4 protein-coding genes are annotated in these 17,998 nt (G+C 44.6%); all 4 read right to left on the minus strand.

What is annotated here, in order from left to right:
- The 4 genes from Q4533_RS01420 to Q4533_RS01435 are packed head-to-tail and all read right to left on the minus strand — an operon-like array spanning position 1 to position 17,520.
- Positions 1-6,069: a beta-ketoacyl synthase N-terminal-like domain-containing protein gene (locus Q4533_RS01420; RefSeq protein ID WP_303501693.1), complete on the minus strand. Its 6,069-nt coding sequence runs from the start codon at positions 6,067-6,069 to the stop codon at positions 1-3.
- 14 nt (positions 6,070-6,083) lie between these two features.
- Complete coding sequence (locus Q4533_RS01425; protein ID WP_303501532.1) at positions 6,084-8,363, minus strand: PfaB family protein; 2,280 nt, start codon at positions 8,361-8,363, stop codon at positions 6,084-6,086.
- The gene (locus Q4533_RS01430) at positions 8,360-16,666 is read right to left on the minus strand and encodes a type I polyketide synthase (RefSeq protein ID WP_303501534.1); all 8,307 of its coding nucleotides are present in this window, start codon (positions 16,664-16,666) and stop codon (positions 8,360-8,362) included. The genes Q4533_RS01425 and Q4533_RS01430 overlap by 4 nt, the downstream gene beginning before the upstream one ends.
- Entirely contained in the window at positions 16,663-17,520 is an 858-nt protein-coding gene (locus Q4533_RS01435) for a transcriptional regulator (RefSeq protein ID WP_241901113.1), read from the minus strand. The genes Q4533_RS01430 and Q4533_RS01435 overlap by 4 nt, the downstream gene beginning before the upstream one ends.
- Positions 17,521-17,998 lie beyond the last annotated feature (478 nt).

Raw genomic sequence — 17,998 nt, forward strand, 5'->3', positions numbered from 1 at the left:
TTATGCCTCTTCGATACAGATTGCGATATCTTTTACTTCGTAAATTCTTAAGCCATCTTTGCTTAAGTTTGCGTCACCAATAATGATGCGCTTGCCGTTTTCATCTTTCACGGCGCTGATATGCACGTCTAATGACATTTGCTTGTTCAGCGGGTTAATTTGACCGCGATACTTCCACTTTATGTCAGATAAAATCTGGCCAAACTTCGGATTGGTAAAGCCTTTACCTAAGTCTTTACTGATGGCGTAAGTTTGCATTAACTCGATAATAGCTTCAACGCCTAATGAGCCAGGCATAACCGGATCTTGATGAAAATGGAACTGGAAGAACCAATCGCTTGGGTCAATGGTGCGTGAACCCGATAGGTAACCTAGACCATTTTTACCGCCTTTATCAACGATTTCAGCTTTGTCGATAAAGTTAAGCTGACCGCCAGCTAAGCGATAATGTGGCTGGTTAGCAGGGGCGTGGAATACCCGCGACAGCTTATCGAGTAAATCGACAGTAATATCAGCGGCGACATTATTATCAATATGCCAAGGATGAGTAATACGGCCGTTATCAATCCCTAATTGGTTTTTAAGGGCGTCGCCTTTAAAGTAACCAAATACTGCGCTGCCTTTATAAAATGGCTCGCCATCAACACTTAATTCAAAGGTAAAGCTTTGAATGATGTTACTACCTGCAATCACGGTGGATAATAACTTTGAGTCATTGACGATAGTTTTACCGCGTAAATCAACATCACGTAATAGCTCACCGCTACCATCTAGGTTACGGAAGAATAACTCTTGGCCCGGGAAACCTAGTGTGGTGCCCATATAGCCTGAGATAAAGCCGTTAGGTTGCAGAGAAATTTCCATTAATACCGAGTAAGGCATCACTGAAGCGTGGCTGTTTTTTGTAAAGTACCAAGCGTCTGCAGGCACTTCGTATTCAGCGATACACGATGACGGCTTTTTAAGTTCGCCACGTTTACCTTGAATATCGACCACTCGCGTAGTGAGCTGCAAATCACCACAGGGAGTACGCGGTGGAATAAAGCCGCGGTAAATGCTGAAGTCTGGGCCAAAACAGTTTTCAATGTTGCCGGTTGCAAATTCGAACATGTGGTATGGCGTAAATGGTAGCGTATCAGGGCTGCGGTTTGGGTAATCAGGAATAAGCGGCGCTTCAACATGTTGCAGCGGAATAACGCCTTTATTGGTTGCTGCAGATAGGTCAGGTATTTGTGACATTAACGGTGCATTTTTTGATGCTTGGCCGTTGGCTTGATTCGTCTCAGTACTCGAAACAGTCGCAGTGTCGTTAATAACAGTATCGTTAATATATCGCGCGCACTCGCTCTCTTCTTTAAGCATCACACCCAGATTTTGGAAATCAACCACAGCTTTACCGTTAAGCAAAATATCAATATTGGCTTTGGCATATGGGCGAGGGTGAATACCAATCTCAGTCACTTCCATGCGGTAAGTCAGTTCACCGTGTTGTGGCAGAACTTGACCACGACAACGCACTTTTTGCGAGGCATTTTCAAGTGGCTGGAAACGACCATTTTCAACTAAGGTGTGCATACCAATATGCAGCATGAAGAACTGCAGTAATTGACCACAACCTTCAGCCATTAGTGAGCCAGCCATGACTTGGTCGCCCTTAAAGTGACACGGGAAATACCAGTGATCAGGTGCCAGTGTTTTATGACCTTCAATGAAGCCTAAGCCCCATGCGCCGCCATGAACATCTAGATTGACAACTTGCTCAATCATTAAGAATTTTTCAGAGGCGAAGCATAATGAATCTTGCTTACCTGAAGCCAGTTGATGGTTTTGATGCTCACCCGCAAAACAAGCGCCGATATCGGCGTGCAGTAAGTTATGGATTTGACCATAATCAAACTGGGTTTGAGCGCAATGCAATAATGGCTCAAAACGTGGCTTATTCGGGTTGTTAAACGCATCTTCACGCAGTTTAATTTCATCTTCGGTGCGAATTACGCCTTTACCATCATCAAGTTCTTGGTCAGTAAAGAATCCAGCACAGCCACCGTCCATTTTCAGGATCATCTTATCGCCAACAAAACACTCGTAAGAGAAGAAGAATAATAAGGTGTCGCCATTTTTAGCGAAATTATTAATCTTAATGTCATAACGAAGCGTGTCGCCACCGCGTGGTAAGTCGTCTAAAAAGGTCAGCGTACAATCAAGTAAACGATAAACGCGCTCACCTTTGTTTTCAAAATCAATGCCCAAGTAACTGATCAGCATTAAGTCACATTGACCAGATTCAACCGCGACAGCCCAAGGTATTTGGCCATCAACTAAATAGGGCGCATCAACTGGGATGTCATATTCAGTGGTCATTGAACATGGCTTATATTGGTTCATGGTGGCATCTAATTTAGTGACGCGCGAGACCAATAAGTAATCAGTGGTAGGCAGGCGTACGCGGCGTGAGTAGTTATCAATAACAGCGTAATCAGGACCAAATACCTTGGCGATGTCGCCTTCAGCGTATTCAACTAAATCAGCATAATTCCAGATACATGGCTTATCCGCAGGGATAGGCGCGATATAAGGTGGCACACTGGCATGATTTGGGCGCAGTGTCGGCGCGACTGCGACTGCAACTGGCTGAGCTAGCACGTTTACTGCTTGAGTCGGGGCGCTTTGTACTGGTAAAGCGTACGACTGACCATTGGCCTGCGCAAGTTGCTGCTTCATCAGTGCATCAGCAACTTTCAAACCTTCATTACGGCTTTTTAAGAATGCCAGTTGCGCTTGATGTGCTAACCACTGGTTTTGTTCAAAAGCCGTTAGATGTGCTGGCGGAACTTGTGCTTGAGCTTGTGCAAGCGAAGGTGTTTGCACTGAAGATGCAGGTTCCTGTTTAGCAGGGCTGAACTGGGTAGAACGATCTGAAAACGGCATAGGGGACTCTATTATTGTTGATGGTGAATTCACCATCGCTTGTTTAGTCGTTGAAGTATTTTGCTGCTCACTCATTTGAGGTGCTTCAAAATGTCCTCGGCTCGTCATTGCTGTGACAGCAGCAGACGCTAAGGGTTTTATTTGGGCTGTTTTAGCTCGGATGCTATTAATCTCAGCGAGTGGCGCATCGACAATATGTTGGTAAATATCGCGGCCACCAAGGCTAACTTGCTTAACTAAGCTGAGCTTCTTGGCTGTTTGCTGCTGGATATCGATGTCTAAACGCTGCTGACTCGCACCTTGTTGCTGTGAAGTTTGACTCAGCAATAGCTGTGAACATTGGTTTTCACTCAATGTGGCTATGATTGCATGTTGAGGCTCTGCTGCGTTATTGAGAGCAAAAGACTTAGGCAGTGCTAACAAACCATGTAATAAACTGGCGATTCCAGATGCAGCAAAGGTATGGCCAATACAAGATTGAGCAGTAGTGCTTAGGGACTGGCTAAACAACTGCGATAAGGCTTGCGAAGCCTTGATGCTTGACGTGTTTAAACAAGCAGGTGCTTGGTTTAATTCTACTAATTTAATATCCGTACTAGTTAACCCTGTTTGAGTCAGCAAGGTATCAGCGATTGAGTCGATTTGTTCACTATAACCAAATTCAAGGCTTTCAATGGTGCCGTAACTGCCAGCAAAGCCAGATGCATTTATATCTGAATCTGTCATATCTTGATCAGAAAGCGCGCCTAGGGCTTGATGGATCAAATCTATATTGGAAGCATTTGCTGTAGCGGCTTGTAATACGATTGCGCCAGCACCTTCACCAATTGATAAGTTCTGCTTACTGGCACTAGCTTGAGCAAGCGAGGCTGTCTTTAGGACGATATTCTCAATGCTACCTGATAAGTCTACTGCAGCAATAATCACTGCATCCAAAGGCTCTTGGCGAGATTCCATAGCCAGTAGATTTTGCGCCACATCAATACAGCGGTTAACCGATTGCTCACCGGCAGAAATCGTGAAAGCAGGGCCATTGAAGTCCCAAAGTGATGAGATGCGCGATGCCATAATATTACCAATGAAACTGGTATATTGATTTAACTTCGCCGCATCTAACACGCTATCCATCGCAATGGTTTCAAGGGCTTGGTATTCAGACTCTGACAAGTTAACGCCATGAGCTTTTAGGCTGGCTGCTATTTGCGTATGCAAGTTAACACGGCCACGGAATTGATGTAATTCAAGCTCTGTTTCCATTGCGACTAGCACAGCAACCTTACTGCCAGATTCAAGCTTTGCGTCATGAATGGCTTCATCTGCGACTTTCATTAATAGCAATTGTTGCGAGATTAAGCGGTCATCTTCATTTGGCGGCACTTTGAAGCGCAAGAAGTCAAAATCAAACTGATTGATGTACGCACCTTTTGGCGCCGCTTCACCTTCAAGGTTAATACCAAACTGTGATAATAATTCTGGGTGTTTATCTAAGCCTTTCCAACGTTGTTCAGGCAGGGCTGTAAATGCCGATTGTTTAGCATCAATCGCTTTAGCAAAGGCATTAATACTTGATAGTGGCCCGAAATGAGCCGCCATACCGGTAATGTGCATTGGCGCTTGGGCATTGATTGTAGAAGCTTGAGTCGTAGAAGCATTAGTCTTCGAATCAATCGTTTGAGCTTTACCTTGATAAGACTCAATTAATAAATGCGCGTTACAACCACCAAATCCAAATACCGAGACTCCCGCATGGCGAGCATTATTCCCTGCCTTATCAGGCCAAGGCAGTACATCACTTGGCAAGTTAGTGTTACCAAAAGTACTGTTTGGTGAATTGATGGGGGCGCTGACATTGATACTCGGTGGTAACACGCCTTGGCGCATGGCAAAAATCATTTTCATGATCCCTGGCATACCGGCAGCCGTTAATAAGTGACCTAGATTTGATTTAGCCGAACCAATTAACGGCGTATTAGTGCCATTAAGCTTATCTTCAAAGAAGCGCTCCATTGAGGTCAGTTCAACTTTATCACCTAGTGGGGTTCCTGTTGCATGGCACTCAATCACTTCAATATTGGCAGGGCCAAAGCTTTCATCATGCATCGCTGCATCAGCATAAGCACGTTCAAAGGCTTTTACCTGGCCGTCGCTATTTGGGCTTAGTACAAATTGACCTTTACCGTCATTAGATAATCCAATACCGCTCACTAATGCGTATATATGGTCACCATCACGCTCTGCATCTTCAAGGCGTTTTAGTACTAATACGCCAGCACCTTCACCAGCAAACAGACCTTTTGAATTACTGTCAAAAGGCGCTGAAATACCATGATCTGGGTAAGCGTGGAATATGGAAAAACCCATATTAATAAAGAATGGGTCGGCACCTGATACAGCGCCCGCTAACATCATGTCAGCTTTACCAGTATGTAAGTAATCACAGGCAAGTTTTAACGAGTAAACTGAACTAGCACAGGCTGCATCAAGGCTTAATTGCGCCGCGCCTAAACCCAGTGCATCAGCAACCAGTTTGGACGCGTTATGGGCAATGGCACCATTTGACAGTGATGCTGGGATTGGTTGTTGATTAAAGCCTTCACTATCAAATGATTGTAAATTGAAGTTGGGTTGCTGCAATTTATGCTGCAAGGCTTTTTCAACTGCGCTGTGATATAGCGGTACAAATAATTCATTTGATTTTGCGGTTGGGAACGACAAGGTTCCCATGACAATACCGGTGCGATTAAGCGTTAGATTGTGCTCAGCATTATTAATATCTACGCCGGCATCAACCAGTGCTTTACGGGCAGTATCGGTAGCCCATAAAAAGCTGTCGTCTAAGCCGCTAAATTGCTGCGCTGGAATGCGGTATCCTTCAGCATTGAAACTGAAGTTTTGAATGTAGCCGCCTTTGTCACAATAAAAACGGTCTGACTCACCTTGTACACCTTGATAATCGGCCGGATTAGCATTCAGTTTTTGACTGCTAATGGTGCTACGAGAATCTTTTTTATCCAGCAGGTTTTGCCAAAATTTAACCGGCGTGTCTGCGTCAGGGTATTGGGTGGCTAAGCCGACGACTGCGATTTTAGGGACGCTGCCAGCGTTATTTTTATTAGCATCGCTAGAGGCAATATTTTTCATATTCGATTGAGAACTCAAGATTGTTCTCCTTCTAATTGTGGGGCTAAAGTAGCATCCGCTTGAAGATTGTTCACTTCAAACTTAAGTGTGCTAGCCAACAAATTCGCTAACCCTTGTGTAAGGCAGGTCAGCGAAACAGGTGCTTTGTGGCTGATAAGCTGGGCAATACATTTAAGCAGCGCAGTTTGATCGTCTCCACCTTTGGCATTGACGGCAATGGCTTGGCAAGGCTCTGAAACTGTAGGACTTGTGCGAGCAATTTTATCAATCAAGGTGGTTGTTTGGCGATCTGCACCGATTTCAACAAAAAGTTTCGCGCCTAATTTACGTGCGTTGTTAACCAACTCAGTAAAGTTAAGCGGCTGACAAAAGGTGTCAGCGATTGAGGTTGCAATATCAAGGCTGCTGACATTAATCGGTTGTGAACTTGCTGCGCTGATAAATTTTATCTGTGCAGTTTGTTCAAGCTGCTCATTGTGGTGAAGCGCTTGTTGATAGAATTGAGCCACTTCGCGATGAATTAGCATGGCTGGCGCAGTATGCATTGCGGTCACGCGATTTGCTGCAATGCCGCGTTTGCCGATTTGTTTTAGCAGCGCTTTACAACTGGCTTCACATCCTGCCAGCACGCAAGTATCACCTTGAATGATAGCGAGATAACAACGAGGATATTGGGTTAAAACCGCTTCAATATCGGCTGGGGTTGCTCTAACCACAAAACTATTCCACACGATATCGTCGCTTTGATTCAACTGCCATGCCTGGCGCACGCAATCTAAACGACCTGAAATATCTGTAGTAAAAATAGTACTGGTTTGCGTCGCCTCAATCATACTGTGGGGTTGCTTCCAAATACCAAGACTTGCCCACATCGCCGCTTCGCCCATGGAGTAACCCATGGCAAAGTTAGGTTTTACATTAAAATATTCGCTAAGCACTTTGGTTAAGATATAACTTGCACCCACACCTGCAATCGCCAGTTCACCCAAACTCATATCAGTGACTTTAGCGTTATCAGCATAAATGCTATCTGCTTGCAGCATGGCTTTTACATCACCATCACGTTCTAACTGAGCATATAAGTCAGGGAAGAAGCGTGGCAGTTGACTGAACATCTGTGGGTATACAGTGCCGACACCCGGGTAGACGAAACAAAGACCATTCGTGCCCAATGGCTCATTGGCCGTGAGTATCAAACAGCTACCTGATGGGGTCTTGTATTCAACTTCCGATGGCGAGCTTGCTAATGTATCTGAAGTACTTAGCATCGCCAACATGGCTTCAATCTCGCTGCATGCAGTTTCAATTGAATTGGCCATGATCACCGCAGCTTTACCTGCTTGGTGATCAAACTGGTTCAGATTGTTCAACATCAGTGCTAACAGCGTGCTGTGGTTAACATTGATTGCTGCACTGGCGCTAGAACTAGAAATAGCGTTTAACTGGCTTTGTAACTGGCTTTGTAACTGGGTTAGCTGCTGCTGTATACCTGAGACAGTGTTGGCAGATACAGGGAAAAACAATCTGGTGTTATCAAGTAATGAGCTTGCCTCACCAAGTTCAGTTCCCTGAACTAATACCACTGCGTGTTGCATTTCGGCTTCAATAAAATTGAAACTGGCGACGCGGCTTTGGTGCATTTCACTAAACCAATACTGTTTATTCGTACTGTTATTCTCACTGTCATTCGTTGTTGGCAAGCTACGAGTCGCAAGGTGGCCAATCAACTGAATCAGTTCAAAAAATTTATCTTTATAGCTAGTGCAATGAGTCGCATCGATTTGAGTTGGACTAACATGAGCCCGTTTGGCTTGAGTGAGTGCTTGTTGCACGGCATCTGATAACTCGTGGCCTTCGCCCATACCGGTTAAATAGGCATGGGGATGACACCGATGTTTTGCTGCAACAATGGCTGGCATCATTAACAAGCGGTATGGCAAAGCTGGATGGCTTAGCAATACCGTTTGTTGTTGCTCAATACGTTCAATCGCTTGAGCTAAATAGTCGCGAAAACTCATGTTTAAGTTTGTGGCGGTAGTTGATGTGCCATCTAATGACGACACATCAATTTCAAGCGGGATGGCTGTCGCGCCTAATGTTTCAGCCAATGAACAAGGTTTGATAGCAGCAAATGCATTGTTATTTGCATGCAAGGAACCATTAGCTCCATTAGCAGCTTGCGCCAATGATGCAGCATCATTGGCAATCAGTTTTAAGGCGATGCGCATGCTTTTTACTGATGCAACTTTTGTTGGCTCAGGCTTTGACATCACAGAAGTTGATTGATTGCTCACACCGACTCCTGCAAATCAGCAAGTGCTTTAGCCGGGGCTAAAAAAGCCTCATTCAAGCTTTTGCTAATGGTTGTTTTTGCCGCTGTCATGGTGCAACTTAAGCGACCATCTTCATGGTAAAGCGCAATGTCAGCAGTCAAAGAGCGACTAGTACTTTTTACGACATTAAGCACTAAATAACCTTGGTCATTTGATGCAAATGGCGCATAAGTGGTTAGCTCACCAATGGTTGATGGCAAACTTGCTGCGTCATGCTTTATTCGCGCCCACACTAGCATTGCTTGTAGCAGTAGATCTTCTGCAAATGCCTGACTACCACCGATTTCAAGTTGCGCTTCAAAACCTAAACAATCAGTTTGTTCAATTTCTGGTAAGGTCACTTTACAAATAAGCTGGCTATCATTTGCAACCAATACTTGCTTGATCCCTTGTAAACGTGGGCCATGAAATAAGCTGCCGTTTGAATAAAGTTCACTGTCAGTACTAATGGCCTTGTTGTTTTTAACCTTATCAATGATTGACGCTAACTGAGCCATTTTATCGGTTGCTGTAGTGGCAACTTCATTAAGTAATGCACTGTTGACGATTAAGTTCGCTTGGTATTGCGGTCTTAATAACGCGTTAGCATCACTGTTACCGTCAAGTACCCGGCTAGAAATCAATGCTTTTAAGCCTTCAGCGGTTTCAGTTAACTGCAGAGTTAACTCTTGTGGCTGGGCCGACTCAAAAATAATGCCTTTAAGTAACTTATAATCTTTGGTGCTTACAGGTAAACCACATAGCTTTTGCGCTGATTCACGCATCCATTGTATGGCGCACACTGTCGGCAGTACTGGATTACCCGCGATGCAATGATCTTCAATGAAGGGCATTGCAACCGGATTAAGTACTCTTACAACAGATAAGCTGCGAGGCTTATCTGCTGCAGTTGCACTGTTAGATACAGTATTTAAAAAAGATAATGTCAGCGAACTCTCAGCATTTAGCGCAGAGTCCGCATTAAGCTTTTTTACAGCTGAACCAGTTGCTTGTGCTGAAGAATCTGAACCTTGCATGCTCGAACCAATCAGCATTTGAACACCAGTTTCAGATAACAGACTGTGGGCAAATAAGTTTGCGCCTTTATCTAACGGAATAACATAAACGCCACGTTCAACAAACATCTTCTTCAATGCTGAGCTAACCATTCCGCCATCCCAAGGGCCCCAGTTAAAGCTCATTACTTTGGCTTGCGGATAGTTATTGGCAAGTTGTAATGCGGTTTTATTGAGGATCTCATTGGACATTGAATAGTCACTTTGTCCGGTGTTGCCGTAGAAACCAGCAGCAGATGAAAACATAGCAACCAGCTTTAATTTACTGGCATCAATGGCATTAATGATACCTGCAAAGCCGGTGACTTTAGTGCCGTATACACGACCTAATTCAGCTAAGGTTTTGTCTTGGATATGCTTATCAGCCAATACACCTGCGCCATGAATGATGCCGGTAATTGATTTGAAAGCTGAAAGCGATTGCTTAATGGCATCATCTGAGCTGACATCCATACTGATATATTCAGCACTTGCGCCCACTTCAGTGAATGCTGCTAAGGCGCGGTCAATTTCTAAACTACTGGTAATTGGCCATACTAACGCGTCAATTTGTTTTGGCGTTGGCTTGTTACCTTGAGATTGAATAAAACCAATTGCAGCTGCTTTTAACTCTTTAGCTTGCTTGCCTTGAGCCCATGTCGGCAAGTTTGCCCCAAGGTGTTGGCTACGACCTGCAAGGATAAAGTGAGACTTTGTCTGTTTAGCAAGTGTAAGCGCACATTCAAATGTGACGCCCTTAGCACCGCCAGTGACTAACACAGTATCATTGCTATCAAGGGTCGTGGTTTGATAGCGCGTTTTCGCAGTTGTGGTCGCTGTTAATGTATGGCGACCTTCGCTGCTAATACCTACCTCAACAATTTCATTGGCAGCATTAACATCAAATAACTCAGCAATAACGGCATCAGCAAGGTCCACAGCTTCAAAGCCTGGCGCGATATCTAATGCTCGACAAAACACTGTTGGCCATTCATGGCTAAGGGTTTTACTTAGACCTGAAAGCGCTGCTTGATTTAACTCTGCAGTGGCGAGTTCATTAGTGTTTAAGTAACCAAAACCACCATCAATACGACTTACCGTCATAAAGCTTACACGTTCAGTTTTTGCTAATTCGGTAAAGCTTTTCTGTAGGTGCTTAGCCATTAAGAAAGCTTGTTCAACAGCAACAAAACCTGCATCACTTAGCGGCATGACATTGTTCGCAGTGGCAAGTTGTGGTTGTAGGTGAACAAAGCCAGCAACTTTATGATCTTTACTGATTTGTGCAATGACATCACTAATCGCTTCATCATTTACAGCCGTTAGGTTGTAACTTTTGATATCACTGCTTAGCGGTGATTGTGCGCTAGTGACTGATTCTGGACTACGAATAACGGCGACGGTTAGGCCTGTTGCGGTGAGTTTTTCTGCTAGAACGCCTGCATTATGACCATCATCATTGATGACGATACACGCTTCTTTAGAAAAACAATCAACTAACTTATCCGCCGCTGGTAGCTTTTTTAGCGCGACTTCCTGATGTGGAGGTAAGTCAGTTGCTAAATCAGATACCGTTGTCGTTGTCGTGTTGGAAACTACATCAGCTGATAGCTTGCTGTTTATAGCGCCTGTGGCGAGTTTAGAGTTCATATAAGATACGATTTCACCAAGAGTGCGACACTCTGCTAAATCTTCTGGGTTAAGCTCCGGCAAGCCTGGTAGCTCGTCTTGTACCGTACCAAGAATCTCTACACGTTTGATTGAATCAATACCAAGGTCTGCTTCCATGTCCATGCTAAGTTCTAGCATTTCAGTTGGGTAACCGGTTTTTTCAGCAACCACTGACATCATGGTGCTTTGAACTTGTTCGGCTGTTAGACCTGAAGCGACAGGTGCCACTTGAGTTGCAGTTGCTGACGCAGTAGCAGAACCAACTGGTAACTTAGAGTTCATATAAGAAACGATTTCGCCAAGGGTACGACATTCTGCTAAATCTTCAGGGTTAAGCTCAGGTAAGCCTGGTAGCTCATCTTGAACAGTCCCTAAAATTTCTACACGTTTGATTGAGTCGATGCCTAAGTCTGCTTCCATATCCATGCTAAGTTCTAGCATTTCTGTTGGGTAACCAGTCTTCTCAGCAACAACTGACATCATAGTGCTTTGAATTTGTTGGGCGCTCAAGGCTGTCTCAGCGGATAAACCAGAAGCTACAGCAGCGGCAGAAATCGCTGGTGATTCAGAGCTCATAGCGCCTGCGGCTGGCAGTTTGCTGTTCATGTAAGATACGATTTCGCCAAGGGTACGACACTCAGCTAGATCTTCTGGGTTAAGTTCAGGTAAGCCTGGTAGCTCATCTTGTACTGTGCCTAAAATCTCAACACGTTTGATCGAATCAATACCTAAATCCGCTTCCATATCCATGCTAAGTTCTAGCATTTCAGTTGGGTAACCGGTTTTTTCGGCAACCACTGCTAGCATGGTATTCAATACAGTTTCAGCCGATAAACCTGAAACGACATTAGAAGCAACTGGCGCAACTGAAGCTGTAACGGCTCCAGCGGCAGGCAGTTTAGAGTTCATGTAAGATACGATTTCGCCAAGAGTACGACACTCAGCTAAATCTTCAGGGTTAAGTTCAGGTAAGCTTGGTAGCTCATCCTGTACAGTGCCTAAAATCTCAACACGTTTGATTGAATCAATACCTAAATCCGCTTCCATATCCATGCTAAGTTCTAGCATTTCAGTTGGGTAACCGGTTTTTTCAGCAACCACTGCTAGCATGGTATTCAATACTGTTTCAGCCGATAAACCTGAAACTACAGCAGAAGCAACTGGCGCAGCTGCAGCTGTAACGTTTCCTTCCGCTGGTAGCTTAGAGCCTTCAGCGGGTAACTTAGAGTTCATAGCGCCCGCGGCGGGCAGTTTGCTGTTCATGTAAGATACGATTTCGCCAAGGGTACGACACTCAGCTAAATCTTCTGGGCTAAGCTCTGGTAAACCAGGTAGCTCATCTTGTACCGTGCCTAAGATTTCAACACGCTTGATTGAATCGATACCTAAATCCGCTTCCATATCCATGCCAAGTTCTAGCATTTCAGTAGGGTAACCGGTTTTTTCAGCAACCACTTCGAGCATGGTATTCAATACGGTTTCAGCAGATAAACCTGAAGCTACTGGTGCGGCTTGAGCTACTGAAATTGCTGGTGGCGCAGAGTTCATAGCGCCCGCGGCTGGTAGTTTACTATTCATATAAGCTACGATTTCGCCAAGGGTACGACACTCAGCTAAATCTTCTGGGCTAAGCTCTGGTAAACCAGGTAGCTCATCTTGTACCGTGCCTAAGATTTCAACACGCTTGATTGAATCGATACCTAAATCCGCTTCCATATCCATGCCAAGTTCTAGCATTTCAGTGGGGTAGCCAGTTTTTTCAGCAACCACTTCTAACATAGTGTTCAAGACTGTTTCTGCTGATAAACCAGCAGGCATTAATTGCACTGGAGCTGCTGACGCTGAAATAGGTTCTGCAGTAACGGTTCTTGCTGGTGCTAATGGGGCTGTTACTTTTGCTGCAGGCTCTTGTGCTATCTGTGATTGTGTTACCGGAGCTTTTGCTACTGGCGCTGCAACAGGCGCAGGTACTTGAGTTGGCGTTTGAACTGTCGCTGTTGCTGCAACAGCCTGAGTCATTGCTGGAGCTGCTGTTGTTGCTACTGTCTGCGGCTGAACTGGCAGCGAAGTGCCTGTTAGCATAGCAAGGGCAGACTGGCTTGATTGTGCTTGCTGCTCAAGGAACAATGTATGGCTTTGTAGTGTTTGTGCTTGATGCTGGTGGAATAGCTCCATTGAGCGCTGTAAGCTCTCTGGAATAGCGAGTCCTGCCGCAACCATTTTGCTTTGCTCTGTCATCAGGTGAGTAAAGGTATCACCGTATTGTTGAGGAATAGCCAAGAACTGCTGATGTAAGTTTGCAGCTTGTTGCTGGGCATTGAAAAATGCTTCTAAGCTACCAGTTCCTGCAGCAGGTTGCGCTAGTGCATTGCCAGCTACAGGCGCAGTGGTTACTGTATTGCTAACAGCTGGTGCGTTGGCATTGGCTGAGGCCACTTCAATATATTCAGTTTTTATCACTTCTTTTTCCACAATCTTTTCTACGATTTTCTCAACTGGCTTTTCAACAATCTTCTCAACGATGGTTTCAACCACTTGTGATGTTACTTGGCCTGTCGCCAATGATTTTTCCATTTTTGCAAGGGTTGGCGCGCTAATATGGTTCGATGCATTCAGTTTGACGTTCATGCCTTTAGGTTTAGCAGGCGCTGCAATGTCAGCTTGGTATGGATCAATTTCAGTCAAGGGTGCGCCCAATACACAAAGTTGCATAGCAGCAATGCGAAGCTGGGTATCACTATTACCTTTAGGATTCGGGTTTATGCTGACAACAGAAACTGACTCAGCTTTATCGCCCAAGGTGGCTTGTACCAGTTTTTGAAGAATGTTCTTAGGACCAAATTCAACAAATACCCGTGCACCCGCGTCATACATATTATTTAGCTGATCAGTAAAGCGCACTGATTGCAGCATATGTTGCTTGAATGCCGCTTTAATTGATTTAGCATCTGTTGGGTGTTGCTCACCGCTAGCATTTGAGAACAAGGCCACTTTACTTGCGCTAAATTTGGCTTTATCGATCGCTTTAGCAAATGGCTTTTGTGCATGACCCACAAGCGGAGTATGGAAGGCGCCAGATACTGGCAGTGCAATTGCTTTAAAGCCTAATGCGCTAATGGCTTTAGCCGCAGCTGCGCAACTTTCAGTAGGACCTGCAATAACAAGCTGAGTCGCTGAGTTGTAGTTAGCCACTTTTACGCCATCAAAATCACTGATGCAGCTTTCTAATTTTGCGATATTTTCAGCATTGGCCGCGTCAGCATCATTTGCTGGCAAGATAATGGCGTACATGGTGCCTTTATCAAGTGCATTACCGTCTTTATCAACAGCAGATGCTGCCATTGACTCGCCGCGTGCAAAAGATAATTGGTAGTAGTCATCATTAGAGATAACACCCGCTGCACATAATGCAGAAAGCTCACCAAAGCTGTGACCCGCAAACATGTCAGCAGCAAATCCTGCTTGAGTGAATAACTGGTATTGACTCATGCTGACGACACCAATGGCGCTTTGGGCGTTATCAGTGCTCGTCAGTAAAGCTGCTTGAGCCTCTTTATCTGCTTTTTCAAATGCAGGGATTGGAAATAATACTTGTGAAAGCGGCGTTTTGTTAAAGCTAGCAAAGACTTTATCAGCCTTGTTAAGCTGCTGACGCATTTCTGGGAAATGACAAGCGACTTCAATACCCATGTTTAAGTATTGAGAACCTTGACCTGCAAATAACGCAGCGACTTTTGGACTATTAGCAGACTTGCTAGCTTTAGCAGCAGTTATCAATGCTGCAGAGCGGTAGCTAGTGCCAGACGGCAATTGCCAAGCATCACTGTTTTGGCTTTCAAGCTGTTTTAATGCCAATTGTAATTGAGCCGTTAGCTCTGCTAAATTCGCAGCAACTAAGCCTAAACGTGGCGCGTTTACATCTAATGTTCTAACGGCATATTGCTTAGCAATGCGGGTAAGTTCAGCTTGAGCAATACTGGTGTTGTCAGTATCAGTTAGCTTAGCGATGGCAGCGATTAACGTGCTAACTTCAGTTTGAAGTGCCGCTTTATTATCGGCGCTAATTAACACACTTTGAGGTACTTGGCGTTGACGGTATTTCGCATCACGAGCATGTTCTGCTGTGTATTCTTCAAGCACCATATGGAAGTTAGTACCGCCGAAACCAAATGAGCTAATACCAGCACGACGCGGGGTGCCATCAGGGCGCGGCATCCAAGGGCGGGTTTCGGTATTTAAGAAAAACGGCGAATCTTCAACATTTAGTTTGGGATTAGGCTTAGACACGTTTATGGTTGGTGGCAGCACTTTATGATGCAGGGCTAGGGCTGCTTTAATAACACCTGCCGTGCCAGCTGTTGACTTAGTGTGACCCACTTGAGACTTAACTGAACCTAAAGCAATGTGTTGTTTAGTGTCATTAAACTCGCCAAAAACGGACTTAAGACCGTTAAATTCAGCTACGTCACCTGCAGCAGTACCTGTACCATGTGCTTCAATTAAACCAACAGTGTGAGGCTCAAAACCGGCATCATCATAAGCTCGTTTTAATGCTTTTGCTTGGCCTTCTGGGCGTGGCGCATAAATTGATTTAAATTTACCATCTGATGACGCGCCCACACCTTTAATAACAGAGTAGATTCTATCGCCATCACGTTCAGCATCTTCAAGACGCTTCAGCGCCACCATGCCGATACCTTCACCGATCATCATACCTTTTGAATCGATATCAAATGGTTGAATGGTTTCGTTAGTGGTAAATGCAGGCGTTTTAGAGAAACTCATATACATAGAAGGTGAGTTATCAGTACACACACCACCGGTGATCATCATTTCACTGCGGCCTTCAACCAGCTCTGTTAATGCCATACGCATAGCGGCTAGTGAGCCTGCACATGCTGCATCAACCACACAGTTCATGCCACCTAAATCAAAGCGGTTAGCAATACGACCAGCGATAACATTACCTAAAGACCCCGGGAATGAGTTTTCTTCCCAGTGAACATATTGGTCTTGGAATTTCTTGATCAGCATATCGCTGTCAGCATCACTTAAGCCGCTACTTTTAAATACCTTTTTAAGTACAGGATATTGTAGGCGCGCAGTTAGGCTAGCATTGATTTTTTGACCGCCGCCCACGCCGAGCGTAATACCGATTTTATCGGTGTCATATTCAGGTGTTACACCCGCATCGGCAAGCACCTCTTTGGCGATAACCAATGATAATAATTGTGAGGTGTCAGTGAGTTCTAGGATATTTGGCGGTAGGCCAAACTCCATAGGGTTAAAGTCAACGTCAGGGATGAAGCCACCGCGCTTACAGTAACTTTTATCTGGGGTTGTTTTGTCTGCATCGAAGTAATCTTCAGGGCGCCAGTGCGACTTAGGTACTTCAGTAATGGCATCAATTTTTTCACTGATTAAGTCCCAAAACTTATTCAAGTAACGCGAATTAGCAAAGATACTTGCCATGCCGACAATGGCGATAGGCATATCTTTAAGACGCTTATTGAGTCGTTTGTCTTCAACTAACTCTTGTGGGGTCGGTTCTTGGCTCATTTTGAGTCTCCGTTGTTCAGTCTATCCATAGCTGAATTATTTGTAGAGTGTGCTGCTTCCGAAGCATGCATGGTTTTAGCGCCCGGGAAGCGAGCTAAAAAAGTGTGGTAATTTTTTACGAGTAATTTTCTTAAATGAAACGGGCCGTGCTTTAACACATAAGCGATATAGCGATTAGTCGCTTGGGTATGGCTGTCTTGATAGATGTCGAGATAAACCCAGTCAGTTGCGAAATCAACACCCAGTAAAATCGAGTAACTTTCTTTATCCGTTAATTGTGGTGGAATCGTCAGTGACACCACTTGCACCACATTGTCTTGAGTGGCTTCAGGTAAGGATAAGGTTTTGGCTAAGGTTTCTGGGTTCAAAGTATAAGTGGCGACATCAGTGCCTTGAACAATAGGTAACTGGTTGAAATAGCGCTCGGGCACATAGGGGCTTTCGAATTCATCAAGCTTTGATACCCCGTAGCGTTTTAAGCAGCGGGCAAGCCCTGAGCGAGAGACATCCTTATTAATAAACTGCTGGGTTACCTTAAGCAGTCTGTCCAACGGCATTTTTAATTGGTAGCGCAAACCGATCACCACATACTCTTCCATTGGCGACAATGTGGTTTTGAGGTGATGTGGCGTGGTGGGGGTATCGCTGACAGAATCACGCTTACGCCACTTTCTCACGGTGGCCTCTGAAATATTGAGGATTTTAGCTAATTGGCTCACGCTAAAGTCAGACGTTTGAATGAACTGACGCATTTCAGGGGTGGTGGTGGCATTACGGTGACGCACCACTGGCGTGCTAGTGTCTGTCGTCACTGATTTCTTTATCGCAGCTTTTGCGCTTGGCTCTGCTGTCATTTATATAATGCTACTGTCATTAAGGCTTAACCTTGGTCTGTATTTTTGCAATACAATCTGTTGGGACTAGTAAAGATGAACAATAGTTAATCTTCATAATCATCGTTTTAGCACAATCGAGCAAGCAGAGTACCTGAGGTTTCGGGTCGATACAATCACCCGAGACTGATTATTCACAGATCAGACCATAACTAGCGAGCAGTTGTAAGCTCAAATGAGTATTTGTTATGAAATTTAATTGGTGAGTTAAAGCCTGATCTAGGTCAACTTTTAATCATAGTTACAGTTCTATACTGAATTTAAATAGCGCTAGGCACTTGCTTTAAATGACATGAATTATCTCACTTGATTTGCAAGGCGGACAGGCTCTTAAAAGGTGAACAGCAAGGTTTCACTGACTAATCAGTTAATCCTGTCGGCATACTTTTACTGAGATTGAGTTATTACAGCTAAACATGTGAAGCTAACAGTGCTTAAA

Source organism: Shewanella sp. 6_MG-2023 (assembly GCF_030547195.1).
In the GTDB taxonomy this organism is placed as follows: domain Bacteria; phylum Pseudomonadota; class Gammaproteobacteria; order Enterobacterales; family Shewanellaceae; genus Shewanella.